Source organism: Niallia taxi (genome assembly GCF_032818155.1).
Classification (GTDB): Bacteria; Bacillota; Bacilli; order Bacillales; family Cytobacillaceae; genus Niallia; species Niallia taxi_A.
On sequence record NZ_CP102589.1, the window covers coordinates 1,605,222 to 1,619,259 of the forward strand.

General features: G+C 40.2%; 11 protein-coding genes. All 11 read left to right on the plus strand.

Annotated features, from left to right (window positions below; genetic code table 11):
* Positions 1 to 1,119: an o-succinylbenzoate synthase gene (menC, locus tag NQZ71_RS07810; RefSeq protein ID WP_317011623.1), complete on the plus strand. Its 1,119-nt coding sequence runs from the start codon at positions 1 to 3 to the stop codon at positions 1,117 to 1,119.
* Positions 1,120 to 1,232: 113 nt separating this feature from the next.
* On the plus strand, positions 1,233 to 2,375 hold the full coding sequence (locus NQZ71_RS07815) for a M20 peptidase aminoacylase family protein (RefSeq protein ID WP_317011624.1): 1,143 nt from the start codon (positions 1,233 to 1,235) through the stop codon (positions 2,373 to 2,375).
* A 258-nt stretch (positions 2,376 to 2,633) separates the two neighbouring features.
* A complete protein-coding gene (locus NQZ71_RS07820; protein WP_144452557.1) occupies positions 2,634 to 3,320 on the plus strand; it encodes a YczE/YyaS/YitT family protein in 687 nt (228 codons plus the stop codon).
* A complete protein-coding gene (gene cymR / locus NQZ71_RS07825) occupies positions 3,317 to 3,736 on the plus strand; it encodes a cysteine metabolism transcriptional regulator CymR (RefSeq protein WP_127737346.1) in 420 nt (139 codons plus the stop codon). Before NQZ71_RS07820 ends, cymR begins: the two co-directional genes overlap by 4 nt.
* Before the next feature lie 97 nt (positions 3,737 to 3,833).
* Positions 3,834 to 4,979 (plus strand): cysteine desulfurase family protein, encoded by a 1,146-nt coding sequence (locus NQZ71_RS07830; RefSeq protein ID WP_144453355.1) that lies wholly within the window; start codon positions 3,834 to 3,836, stop codon positions 4,977 to 4,979.
* Positions 4,980 to 5,042: 63 nt separating this feature from the next.
* Complete coding sequence (mnmA, locus tag NQZ71_RS07835; RefSeq protein WP_144452558.1) at positions 5,043 to 6,158, plus strand: tRNA 2-thiouridine(34) synthase MnmA; 1,116 nt, start codon at positions 5,043 to 5,045, stop codon at positions 6,156 to 6,158.
* Between the two features lie 157 nt (positions 6,159 to 6,315).
* Positions 6,316 to 6,963, plus strand: coding sequence for a tetratricopeptide repeat protein (locus NQZ71_RS07840; protein WP_144452559.1), 648 nt, complete (start codon positions 6,316 to 6,318; stop codon positions 6,961 to 6,963).
* A gap of 37 nt (positions 6,964 to 7,000) precedes the next feature.
* Entirely contained in the window at positions 7,001 to 9,418 is a 2,418-nt protein-coding gene (recD2, locus tag NQZ71_RS07845) for an SF1B family DNA helicase RecD2 (RefSeq protein ID WP_317011625.1), read from the plus strand.
* 231 nt (positions 9,419 to 9,649) lie between these two features.
* Positions 9,650 to 9,838 (plus strand): hypothetical protein, encoded by a 189-nt coding sequence (locus NQZ71_RS07850; protein WP_127737350.1) that lies wholly within the window; start codon positions 9,650 to 9,652, stop codon positions 9,836 to 9,838.
* Positions 9,839 to 9,936: 98 nt separating this feature from the next.
* Positions 9,937 to 11,016, plus strand: coding sequence for an AI-2E family transporter (locus NQZ71_RS07855; RefSeq protein WP_144452561.1), 1,080 nt, complete (start codon positions 9,937 to 9,939; stop codon positions 11,014 to 11,016).
* Between the two features lie 360 nt (positions 11,017 to 11,376).
* Entirely contained in the window at positions 11,377 to 14,010 is a 2,634-nt protein-coding gene (alaS, locus tag NQZ71_RS07860) for an alanine--tRNA ligase (RefSeq protein WP_317011626.1), read from the plus strand.
* Positions 14,011 to 14,038: the final 28 nt, after the last annotated feature.

Consider the following 14,038-nt stretch of genomic DNA (forward strand, 5'->3'; position numbering starts at 1 on the left):
TTGAAGATTGACAGAATAGAGCTTCTTCACTTAAAGATGCCTTTGCTTCATCCGTTTGAGACAAGCTTCGGCAGACTGACAGAAAAGGATTTCTATCTTATTAAAATGTTCAGTGGCGAGCATATTGGCTATGGAGAGTCTGTTGCTATGCCAAATCCAGGGTATACAGAAGAAACTACAGGGACTTCCGCCTATATGATGGAGGAATTTTTAATTCCGCTCCTGTTTAACAGTAAGATAAATCACCCTGACGATGTTTCTGCCATTTTTTCGCCTATAAGAAGAAATAATATGGCAAAAGCTGCATTAGAAGGTGCAGTTTGGGACCTTTATAGCAAAAAAAGAAAAATATCCCTTGCACATGCTCTTGGGGGAACAAGGGAGAGTATTGATGTTGGTGTGAGCATCGGTATCCAAAAGTCATGCGATGATCTTCTTCTCAAAATAGAAGGGTATTTATCGGAGGGCTATAAAAAAATCAAAGTTAAGATTAAGCCAGGCTATGATTTGGAGCCATTGACTAAAATCAGAGAAAGATTCGGCTTTAATATTCCGCTAATGGCGGATGCGAACTCGGCTTATTCTCTTGAGGATTTGGACCATTTAAAGAAATTGGATCCCTTAAAGCTATTGATGATCGAACAGCCCTTGGCATTTGATGATATGATTGACCACGCAGTCTTGCAAAAACAGCTGGACACACCCATCTGTTTGGATGAAAGCATCTGTTCAGCAGAAGATGCTCGTAAAGCGATTGAGCTTGATAGCTGCAGAATCATCAATTTAAAGATTGGTCGTGTCGGTGGTTTGACAGAAGCAAAAAAAATTCATGATTTATGCCAAAAAAACAATATCCCTGTCTGGTGCGGTGGGATGCTTGAAGCAGGTGTTGGCAGAGCGCATAATATTGCCATAACCGCTCTTTCAAACTTTACGATTGCCGGCGATACATCGGCATCTGACCGTTATTGGCAGGAGGATATTATCCAGCCTGAGGTAGAAATGTCTGCTCCAGGAAAAATAGCTGTTCCGACAAGTGCCGGAATCGGTTATAAATTAAACGAGCAAGTAATTAAAAAGTACATGATTGGAAAAAAGATATATACTAATGACATATAATACTTTTATGTTAGCAGGAAGTACACAATCTCTTCTTTTAGAAGATTGTGCACGTTTAAAATACAGAATATTCGGTACATGCAGCATCGAACAAGGAGACGGAGGATAAATAGTTGAAAGAGAAAGTACAAGAATGGGTTGACAAAAAAGCAGCAGAAATGAAAGAAATGTACCATTATTTGCATGAGCATGCAGAAATCAGCTGGGAGGAGAAAGAAACAACTAAATTTATTTGTAAGCAGCTTGATGCACTTGACATACCGTATAAGACATTTTCTGACCAGACAGGAGCAGTCGGGTTATGGGGAAATGGCAAAGGTCCGACAATTGGTGTGCGTACAGATATGGATGCATTATGGCAAAATGTGAACGGTACATGGAAAGCGAACCATTCCTGCGGACATGATGCACATATGACAATCGTGCTTTTTACCCTTAAGTGCTTAAAGGAATTAGGCGTTGAGCCAAAGGGAATGATTAAAAGCTTCTTCCAGCCGGCAGAGGAAAAAGGAGCTGGAGCACTTTCATTCGTACATAAAAACCTTTTGGATGATGTTGATTATTTACTGGGACTTCATCTGCGACCAATTCAAGAAATGAGGTTTAATGAAGCATCACCTGCCATTTATCATGGAGCAGCTGCTTCATTTAAAGGGCGGATTTACGGGTTGCAGGCACATGCTGCACGTTATCATTTGGGGATAAATGTTATTGACAGTCTTACTGCCATCAATATGGCAATACGTTCTATTCCACTAAATCCAATCATACCTGCATCTGCGAAAATGACGTTTGTTCAAGGTGGAGGGAAAAGCTTTAATATTATCCCTGATTATGCAGAGTTTGGTATTGATGTGCGTGCGCAAACGAATGAAGCAATGGATCAGCTTATCGATCAATTAAAGAGAAGTATTTATCATGCAGGAGAAGCGAATGGTGCAAAGGTAGAGCTTGAGCTTCTGTCAGAAATGCCTGCTGCAAGTAATAATGCGATGATGGAAGATGTAGTTTCAGCAAGCATAAAAGAAGTGCTTGGAGAAAAAGGGTTAGTTTCTCCGCCTGTCACACCAGGTGGAGAGGATTTTCATTTTTACCCGAAAAGCATGGAGCATCTTCAAGCGACAATGATTGGACTAGGAACAGACCTTAAGCCAGGGCTGCATCACCCTAATATGTCATTTGAGCTGGACAGCTTGGTGAATGGGGTAAAAATAATGACATTAAGCGTTTTGAGGCTGAATGGAGATATAAAATAATACAGTTGGCAGCTTACAATTGGAGGCTGCCTATTTGCTATACTGGACAAATAATTTTAAAAGAAATTCACATAAAGGCATGTATTATCAAAAAAAAATGCAGAAATATGATATCCTATTGAATAGATAGGATATAACATTATTATAATGGAAAGTATCTAACTTGTGATGCAAGCGGCATACAGACAAAAATATGTTATAATGCATAATGTTCGAATTGCTGCGGATTAACGTAAATATGTAAAGGTGGATAATAATATGGGTGCCTTATTGAATGCAAGACAGCTCACATGGCGAACGGTAATATTTATTGTCGGCCTGCTTATCATGTCATTTGGCATTGTCCTTTTAATTAAAGCAGATTTAGGATCTGCACCATGGGATGTACTAAACATCGGCTTATTTTACCAACTTGGGTTAACGATCGGAAGCTGGACGATAATAGTCGGCTTTTTTGTCCTTTTTGTCAGTGCTGTTCTGTCTAGAACTATCCCGAAAGCCGGCGCATTTCTTAATATGCTGCTAGTGGGGCTATTTATTGATTTGTTTTTGCTTATGCCGTTTATGAAGACACCAGAAGCATTACTTGGTAGAAGTGTGATGTTTTTACTAGGCTTAGTCATTATGGCGTATGGCATGGGCTTATATATTTCCGCTAAACTCGGAGCTGGTCCAAGGGACAGTCTTATGCTTGTTTTATCACAAAGGCTTGGGATGAGTATTTCCACGACAAGATTTATTATGGAGGCAATTGTACTTTTTTCAGGCTGGCTGATGGGCGGACCTGTTTTTTGGGGCACAGTGGTTTATGCCGTTATCATTGGAAAAATAGCTGGAGTTAGTATCCCGCAATGCCAAAGCTGGACAGATATGCTGTTGGCGAAAGTTCAAAAATCACATCAATTAAATAAAAAAATTGTGAATAATAGGAGTGCAGATATATGAAAATCTCAACAAAAGGCCGTTACGGCTTAACAATTATGATGGAATTAGCAAAAAAGCATGGAGAAGGCCCAATTTCTTTGAAGTCAATTGCCCAGACAAATGATTTGTCTGAACATTATTTGGAGCAGCTTGTCGCGCCGCTTCGCAACGCAGGCTATGTTCGCAGCATTAGAGGAGCTTACGGAGGGTATGTGCTTGGCGATGACCCCAAAAACATCACTGCTGGGGATATCATTCGTACATTAGAAGGCCCGATTAGCCCTGTTGAAGGAATCGAGGATGAGGAGCCTGCCAAAAAAGCTCTTTGGATGAAAATCCGTGATGCGGTCAAGGACGTGCTTGATTCTACTACAATTGAGGATTTGGCGAACCATAAAGAAGAAGGCGATTCTGAATCCTACATGTTCTATATTTAAGTTGTTGCTAAAAGCAAATAGTTGGCAAGTATTTGACTATCCTATTACTATAAGATAGTTGGATTTTTAGAATAATAAATTTCAGTAGGTGAAGATGTTGGAACATATATATGTGGATCATGCGGCAACATCGCCGATGCATCCAAAAGTTATTGAAAAAATGCATGAAGTAATGCAGCAAGCTTATGGTAACCCTTCAAGTATCCATACTTTCGGACGACAAGCCCGAAAAATTATTGATAATGCGAGAAACAGTCTTGCTGCGAGCATCGGGGCACAAGAAACGGAAATTATTATTACAAGCGGTGGGACTGAAGCAGACAATCATGCCATATTCGGTGTAGCAGACAGCTACCAGCATAAGGGCAAGCATATTATTACAACTGAAATTGAGCATCATGCCGTACTAATTGCCTGTCAGGAGCTGGAGAAGAAAGGCTTTGATGTCACATATCTACCAGTTAATGAATTTGGTGTTATTGATCTTGATGTGTTGAAAAGGGAATTAAGAGACGATACTATTCTTGTAACAATCATGTATGGAAACAATGAGGTCGGAGCAGTTCAGCCTATCACAGAAATAGGGCAGTTGCTATTAGATCATCAAGCGCTTTTCCATACAGATGCTGTCCAAGCATACGGTGTAGAGGATATTGATGTGAAGAAGCAGCATATTAATCTGTTGTCCGTCTCCTCTCACAAAATCAATGGGCCAAAAGGGATTGGCTTTCTCTATTTAGAGAACGGCATTCAGCTTTCACCTCGTTTATTTGGCGGTGAACAGGAAAGAAAACGTAGAGCTGGAACGGAAAATGTTCCAGCATTAGCAGCCTTCCAGCTCGCAGCAGAGATTGCTATTTCTGAGAGACTGGAAAAAAGGCAAAAGTACGAAGCATATAAAAATATACTCGTTCAAACCTTGAAAGAACACAAAATTGAGTTCCAGCAAAACGGATTAGTTGAAAATACACTGCCACATGTTTTAAACTTAAGCTTTCCTGGAACAAATGTAGAGGCCTTGCTCGTCAATCTTGACTTGGCTGGTATTGCCGCATCAAGCGGTTCTGCTTGTACAGCAGGCTCCATCGATCCTTCTCATGTGCTTGTAAGCATGTATGGGGAGAATTCGGAAAGGACGAAAAACTCTATTCGATTTAGCTTCGGGTTATACAATACAGAAGAACAGATCAAGCATGTCGGAAGCGAGCTGTCAAAAATCGTGCAAAGGTTGACAGCCAAATAAATCCGTTTATTTGAACTGTACTCTTCTTAGATAGATGGACTTAGAAATACTGGGGGGAATGAAATGGAAAAAGCACCAAAAGATACACGCGTAGTTGTCGGCATGTCAGGGGGAGTTGATTCCTCTGTTGCTGCATTGCTTCTTAAAGAGCAAGGCTATGACGTTATCGGAATATTTATGAAGAACTGGGACGATACGGACGAATTCGGTGTTTGTACAGCGACAGAGGATTATGAAGATGTTATTCGTGTCTGCAATCAGTTGGGCATTCCTTATTATGCCGTTAACTTCGAAAAGCAGTATTGGGATAAAGTTTTCACTTATTTCCTTGATGAATATAAGGCTGGCAGAACACCAAATCCTGATGTAATGTGCAATAAAGAAATTAAGTTTAAGGCATTTTTAGAGCATGCCATGAATCTTGGCGCAGACTATTTGGCTACAGGTCATTATGCACAAGTTGTGCGCGAGGATGGTAAAGTTCGCATGTTAAGAGGTAAGGACGATAATAAGGATCAAACTTATTTTCTTAACCAATTAACAGAAGAACAGTTAAGTAAGGTCATGTTCCCAATTGGCGGTATGGAAAAGTCAAAGGTACGTGAGCTTGCTGCTGCAGCGAACCTGGCAACTGCAACGAAAAAGGACAGTACAGGTATTTGCTTTATCGGCGAACGTAACTTCAAAGAATTTTTAAGTGGATATTTGCCTGCACAAAAAGGCAATATGGAAACATTCGATGGCAAGGTTGTCGGCAAACATGATGGTTTAATGTACTATACAATCGGGCAAAGACATGGATTAGGTATCGGTGGAAGCGGTGACCCATGGTTTGTTATTGGCAAGGACTTAGCAAGAAATGTATTATATGTTGGCCAAGGCTTCCATCACGAAATGCTTTATTCAGACAGCATTATCGCTGACAATGTAAGCTGGGTTTCAACAGATGAAACTTCAAAAACATTTGAATGTACAGCTAAATTCCGTTATCGCCAACCAGATAATAAAGTGACAGTCGAAATATTAGAAGGTTCAAAAGTGAAAGTAACCTTCCACGAGCCAATTCGTGCGGTTACTCCAGGACAAGCTGTTGTCTTCTACCAAGGAGAAGAATGCCTTGGCGGTGGAACAATTGACAAAGTGTTCCGTAACAACGAACAGTTGACATATGTAGGCTAAAGAAACAGAGAAACTAAATAACGCCCCACTTCCGTTAAGAGGTGGTGCGTTGAGTTAGTTTCTCTTTTTTTTAGAAAGAGTGAGGCTGGTGAATTGGAAGATTTCCATAGGGCCAAAATATGCTATACTTTTAGTGAAGAAACGGAGTGTGTTAATTGTGGAGACAAATCAATTAGGTATTAAATATATGCAAGAGGGTAAATGGGAAGAAGCAGCAAAAATCTTCATGGAAGAAATCGAGAAAGATCCGGGCAATGCTGTATCCTATGTGAATTTTGGCAATGTGCTGTCTGCATTAGGCGATTTAGATAGAGCGATAACATTTTACAAAAAAGCAATGGAAATAGATCCTGAAATGGCTGCTGCTTACTATAGTGCAGGAACTGTTTATTTTGAACAAGACGAACTTGAGTCAGCTAAAGCAATGTTTGAGGAAGCATTAGCGAAAGGACTTGAATCAAGCGATAATTATTTCATGCTTGGCATGGTTCATATCGGGATGGAAAAACCGGTGCTTGCCATCCCATTTTTGCAGCGTGCTGTTGAATTGAACGGTGAAGATGCAGAGGCTTTGTTCCAGCTTGGCTTATGTCTTGCGCAAGGTCAATATTTAGACGAAGCGACAGAAAAGTTTTTAAGCTGTATTGAGCTTGATCCAGAGCATGCTGATGCCTATTACAATCTCGGTGTTGCATACGGGTTTAAGGAACAGGAAGAAAAGGCCTTGGAGATGTTTAATAAAGCATTAGAAATCCAGCCTGATCACCAGCTTGCACTAATGGGTAAGCAAATCATCGGAGGGTAAAAAAATAAGGAAGATTCAAGGAAAGGGGGGAGATTAATTGGAAGAGCAAAATTCACTGGATCTGTTCGCAGAACAAGGCAAATACTTGAAAGGACGCCATCTTGTTACTATTTTTCATAATGAAGAAAACCTTTATACTGTGCTGAGAATAAGGGTGGATGAAACAAATGATAATTATGAAGATAAGGAAGCGGTTGTCACTGGGTATTTGCCAAAGATGCATGAGAATGATACATACACATTCTTTGGTGAATTTAAAGACCATCCTCGATTTGGACTGCAGTTCCAGGTTTCCTCTTTCCGTAAAGAGATGCCACAGACTAAACAAGGCGTTATTACTTATTTGTCGAGTGAGCTGTTTAAAGGAATCGGCCAAAAAACAGCAGAAAATATTGTAGAGTCTTTAGGAGAAAATGCCATCGCAAAAATCTTAAATGAACCATCCCTGTTAGACTCTGTTCCAAAACTTCCTCCGGACAAGGCAAAAGCACTTTATGATACGCTTATGCAAAACCAAGGGCTGGAGCAAGCGATGATTTCATTAAACCAATATGGTTTTGGGCCACAGCTTTCCATGAAGATTTATCAGACATATAAGGACAATACGCTGGAAATTATCCAGTCTAATCCATATAAATTGGTCGAGGATGTGGAAGGGATTGGTTTTGGCAGAGCAGATGATTTAGGGTCACAAATCGGGCTTGTCGGGGGCCATCCTGACAGAATCAAAGCAGGCTGTTTATATGTATTGGAGCTTGGTAGCAGCCAGGAAGGTCATGTTTATCTGGAAGCAGAATATGTGCTAAACAGGGTTAAGGATCTTTTAGAGGAAAATAAGCAAGAGCAGATTGAGTTTTCCGCCATTGCCAATCAGATTGTTCTGCTGGAGGAAGAAAAGAAAATCATTGTCGAGGACAAGAAAATTTTCCTGCCATCACTCTATTATTCGGAAAAAGGCGTTGTTCGCCATATCAAAAGAATTATGGAGCAAAAGGAATATGAAGACCAATTTCCGGAATCTGAATTTTTGCTTGCTTTAGGAAATTTAGAGGACAGGCTTGGCGTTCAATATGCTCCCTCGCAAAGAGAAGCAATTCAGACTGCTCTCATGTCGCCGATGCTTATGCTGACTGGCGGACCAGGGACTGGGAAAACAACCGTTATTAAAGGGATTGTAGAGCTTTACGGTGAGCTGCATGGCTACAGTCTTGATCCGAAAGAGTATAAAAAGGAGGAGCCTTTTCCATTTATCCTAGCAGCACCGACAGGAAGAGCTGCTAAACGGATGGCAGAATCGACAGGTCTTCCTGCTGTCACGATTCACCGTCTTTTAGGCTGGAATGGCAGTGGAGGCTTTGATAAGGATGAGGAAAATCCTCTTGATGGCAAGATAATCATTGTTGATGAAACCTCAATGGTAGACATTTGGCTCGCCTTTCAGCTGTTTAAAGCATTGCCCTCTAATATACAATTAATCCTTGTTGGAGATGAGGACCAGCTTCCGTCAGTAGGGCCGGGACAAGTTCTAAAGGACTTGCTTGCATCTGCCTGCATTCCGACAGTTCGCCTTTCAGATATATACAGACAAAGTGAGGGCTCCTCTATCATTGAACTTGCTCATGAGATAAAAGGCGGCAGGCTTCCTGCTAATTTAATGCAGCAGCAAAAAGACAGATCTTTTATTAAGTGTTCTTCAGGACAAATAGCTCAAGCAATTGAAAAGGTCGTCCTTAATGCAAAGAATAAGGGTTATGCGCCAATGGATATTCAAGTTCTTGCTCCCATGTACAGAGGACCAGCTGGAATTGACCGTCTAAATGTGATCCTCCAGGAAATATTGAATCCCAATCCAGACGGAACAAGGAAGGAACTAAAGTTCGGAGACGTTAAATACCGGATTGGTGATAAAGTGCTTCAGCTAGTCAATCAGCCTGAAAACAATGTTTATAATGGGGACATGGGAGAAATCGTCTCGATTTTTTATGCGAAGGAAAACACCGAAAAACAAGACATGGTTATCGTCTCCTTTGATGGAATTGAAGCAACGTACACAAGGCAGGATTTGAACCAAATAACCCATGCTTACTGCTGTTCTGTTCATAAGTCACAAGGAAGTGAATTTCCGATTGTAATAATGCCGATTGTTAAAAGCTACTATAGAATGCTGCGCAGAAACCTAATCTATACAGGTATTACAAGAAGTAAACAATTTTTGATTTTGCTTGGCGAAGTGGACGCTATGGAAATTGGCGTTGGCCGCAATGATGAGTTAAACAGGCAGACCTCCTTGCAGGAAAAACTGAAAGAGATTTTTTCAACGGATATAGCAACAGGTGAGGAAGATGCAGAGGTTTCTCTTTTCTACAGTGAGCGAATTACAGAAATTGACCCGCTTATCGGCATGGAAAATATATCACCTTATGATTTTATGGAGCAAACAGACACGAAACAATAGAGGAAAAGTTTGTTATACATTGTTCTGTTTTTGTAGCATAACCTATAGATGTCATCCTTAATGGCCAAGGATGACATCTGTTTTTTTGTAAAAAATTAGCCGACTCCTATAAATCTTAATAAAATGATGTTTATTTATTGTGTAAGTTGGACAGAATGGAAACACCAGTGACATTATCTTCCGTTCGTATAGAGATGATGTCGTAAACTTAAATTTTTGAGGTGTTTTCAGATGTTAATCTGTCCTAATTGCCAAAGCAAAGATATCGGAAAAATTGGAATCAGCCAGTATTATTGCTGGAGCTGTTTTATTGAGCTTTCATTAGTTAAAGGTATCATTCATACACATCAAGTGGAAGAGGATGGAAGCCTTAGCTCCTTAGATGATTTGTTTGAGGAAGATAATCGCAGATATAGCTGATAAATAATAATGTATGAACAGAGGGGGCGTAATTTCGCCTCCTCTGTTTCGTATAAATAATCACCTTTTCACACAAATTATGGGTGGAGGGGTTTTGTATGGAAATAAGGGTCAAATGGTATTATCGGTTAGCTTTTACACTATTACTATTTATCGTATTGTTTATATTCTTTAAATTATCTCCTATTTGGACTCCGATTGTGCAGCTCGTAATGAAGGTGATTTTCCCCTTTATTCTTGGTGCGTTTATTACGTATTTGCTACATCCAGTTGTTGAAAAAATCCATGAAAAAGGCCTGCACCGCGGTCTTGCGGTAGCGTTAATATACATCCTCTTTTTTGGAGGTGTCGGGTACGGTCTTTACAAGTGTATTCCGATTTTCATTGTTCAAATGAGAGAGTTGACAGAAAGTGCTCCAGAGCTTGCCAACCAGTATAGAAGCTGGGTTGATTTCATTCAAGAAAGAACAAAAGCATGGCCAGATAACATGCAGACTAAAGTTGATAATGGAATAGAATCGTTTGAAGTGAAAATGGATGGGTTACTGACAAAGCTTTTAAAGGGTGCAATGAACTTTGTAAATTCCTTTGTTATTTTCATGCTGATTCCATTCATTACTTTTTATATGCTGAAGGATTTTGAAGCAGTAAAAAAGGCTGCATGGCAATTGACTCCAAGCAAATGGCGGGAAAGCAGTGTTCTGTTTTTGAAGGATGTGAACCTTTCATTAGGAAGCTACATAAGGGGACAGCTGCTCGTTTGCTTAATCATTGGCGGTTTATCGTCTATCTCCTTTTATTTCTTTGGCATGAAATATCCACTTGTGTTAGGAATCGTCATTGGTATTACAAATGTTATCCCGTACTTTGGACCAATCATTGGAGCCGTTCCTGCAGTGATTATTGCCAGTACAATGTCTGTGAAAATGCTCCTTATTGTCATTATTATCATTGTTGTGCTCCAGTTTTTAGAAGGAAATGTTCTATCGCCCTTCATTGTTGGGAAAAGCCTGCATATGCATCCTCTTTTTATTATGTTTGCTTTATTGCTTGGCGGAGAGGTTGGAGGAATAGTCGGAATGGTCATAGCTGTTCCCCTTTTGTCTATTTTGAAAGTAGCAATCATTCACTTGCGTGTTCATTTTGGCAAAAGCAATAAACTAGACGCTTTGAAGTGAATGCATGTTGACAATAGCAACGAAAAATCAGTATAATTCGAGAGAAGAACATATTGGTAAAATGACGATAGAATCAAGTAGATTATAGCCCACTTTAGGCAAATGCTGCAGAGAGGAATTCCCATGGCTGAGAGGAATCCAAGTGAAGGATAATTGAAAGCTAGTTCTTGAATGCAGCTAATACCTGCCGTTCATCCGCGTTAAGGATATTGAGAAATGGCGGCATTATGCTGCCATAAATCAGGGTGGTACCACGAGCATACTTTCGTCCCTGTCCAGGGATGGGAGTTTTTTTTATGCTGAAAAACTTACTTCTCCCATATTTGAGAGGTCATACATAGAAGGAGGCAAAACCTAATCATGAAAGTATTAACAGGAGCAGAAATCAGAAGAAAGTTTCTCGATTTTTTCCAGGAAAAAGGCCATAATGTTGAGCCAAGTGCATCATTAGTTCCCCATGAGGATCCATCTTTGCTTTGGATTAACAGCGGTGTTGCAACATTGAAGAAATATTTTGACGGTCGTGTTATTCCGGAAAATCCAAGAATTACAAATGCACAAAAATCAATTCGTACAAACGATATTGAAAATGTCGGAAAAACAGCAAGACACCAAACATTCTTTGAAATGCTAGGTAACTTCTCCATTGGAGATTATTTCAAAGAGGAAGCTATTGACTGGGCTTGGGAGTTTTTGACGGACGAAAAATGGATTGGTTTTGATAAAGAGAAACTATCTGTTACCGTTCACCCAGAGGATGAAGAGGCTTACGTATTATGGCGTGACAAAATTGGAATTCCAGAAAGCCGCATTATTCGTCTTGAAGGGAACTTCTGGGATATCGGTGAAGGACCAAGTGGACCAAACACAGAGATTTTCTATGATCGCGGACCAGAATACGGCAATGATTTAAACGATCCTGAATTATACCCAGGCGGCGAAAATGACCGTTACTTAGAAGTATGGAACCTTGTATTCTCTGAATTCAACCATAATCCAGACGGCACATACACTCCGCTTCCGAAGAAAAACATTGATACAGGAATGGGACTTGAGCGTATGGCTTCTGTTGTGCAAAATGTTCCTACTAATTTTGACACAGACCTGTTCACGCCAATTATTGCAGCAACAGAACAAATTGCTGACGTGAAATATGGTGCAGCTAAGGATACAGATGAAGCGTTCAAAGTAATCGCTGACCATATTCGTACAGTAGCATTTGCGGTAGGTGACGGGGCATTACCATCCAATGAAGGAAGAGGATATGTTCTAAGACGTTTGCTGCGCAGAGCTGTTCGTTATGCAAAAAAAATCAATATTAACCGTCCGTTTATGTTTGAGCTTGTTCCTGTTGTGGGAGAAATCATGTTTGATTATTACCCAACAGTTAAAGAAAAATCAGAATTTATTCAAAAAGTCATGAAGAGTGAGGAAGAACGTTTCCATGAAACGCTAAACGAAGGCTTGTCAATTCTTGGTGAGGTAATGGAAAAGGAAAAAGCGTCAGGAAATCTAATTATTTCAGGTGAAGACGTATTCCGCCTATATGACACTTATGGCTTCCCAGTTGAATTAACGGAGGAATATGCAGACGAGCAAGGGATGAAAATTGACCATGAAGGCTTTGAGAAGGAAATGGAAAGCCAGCGTGAAAGAGCTCGCAAAGCACGCCAAGATGTTGGAAGCATGCAAGTTCAATCAAGTGTTCTTGGTGAAATAAAAGTGGAAAGTGAATTTGTCGGCTACCAATCATTGTCTACAACAGCAACTGTTGCTGCGCTTTTAGTTGACGGTGAAATCGTAGAGAAAGCAGAAGAAGGTCAGGAAATCCAGTTTATTTTGGACAAGACACCTTTTTATGCAGAAAGCGGCGGTCAAATCGCAGATGCAGGAACAGTTTCATCTGATTCAGTTTTAATCTTAGTTCAAGATGTACAAAAAGCGCCAAACGGGCAAAACCTACATCGAGGTGTTGTTCAATCAGGTGTGGTAACAGTTAATGATCAAGTGGAAGCTGCTGTTGACAGAAGCAACCGTTCGAAAATAATTAAAAACCATACGGCAACACATTTGCTTCACCAAGCACTGAAGGATGTACTTGGAACGCATGTTAACCAAGCTGGTTCTCTTGTTCAGACAGATCGTTTACGTTTTGACTTCTCACATTTCGGTCAAATTACAGCAGAAGAGCTGGAGAAAATTGAAAAAATCGTCAATGAAAAAATTTGGGACAGCATTCCTGTTCAAATCGACTATAAAGGTATCGAAGAAGCGAAAGCAATGGGTGCGATGGCATTGTTTGGCGAAAAGTATGGGAAAATTGTTCGTGTTGTTCAAGTGGGCGATTACAGCCTTGAGCTTTGCGGTGGTATCCATGTTGATAATACTTCTACAATCGGCCTATTTAAGATTGTTACAGAAGCTGGTATTGGTGCAGGCACAAGAAGGATTGAAGCAGTTACAGGACAAGCAGCATATCAGCAGCTGACTGAGCAGCTTAATATTCTTAAAGATGCAGCAGGCAAGCTTAAAACGAATCCAAAAGATGTGGGAACAAGAATTGATACGATTCAAGCAGAATTAAAACAGTTGCAGCGTGAAAACGAATCTCTTGCTGCGAAACTAAGCAATATTGAAGCAGGCAATTTAGTTGATCAAGTAAAGGATGTTGATGGCATCAACGTACTTACAGCAAATATTAAAGGTGTTGACATGAACAACCTGCGCACAATGGCAGATGACTTAAAGCAAAAGCTAGAGTCTGGCATCATTGTTCTTGGTAGTGCAAATGATGATAAAGTCAACTTAATAGCAGCAGTTACAAAAGACTTGATGGATAAAGGCTATCATGCTGGTAAAATCATCAAAGAAGTGGCAACTCGCTGTGGTGGAGGCGGTGGAGGCCGTCCAGATATGGCTCAAGCTGGCGGTAAAGACCCATCCAAATTGCAAGAAGCATTAAATCATGTCGAAGAATATATCAAATCCATTTGATAATGTGGGCAAGTAGTGTAAAATGTAG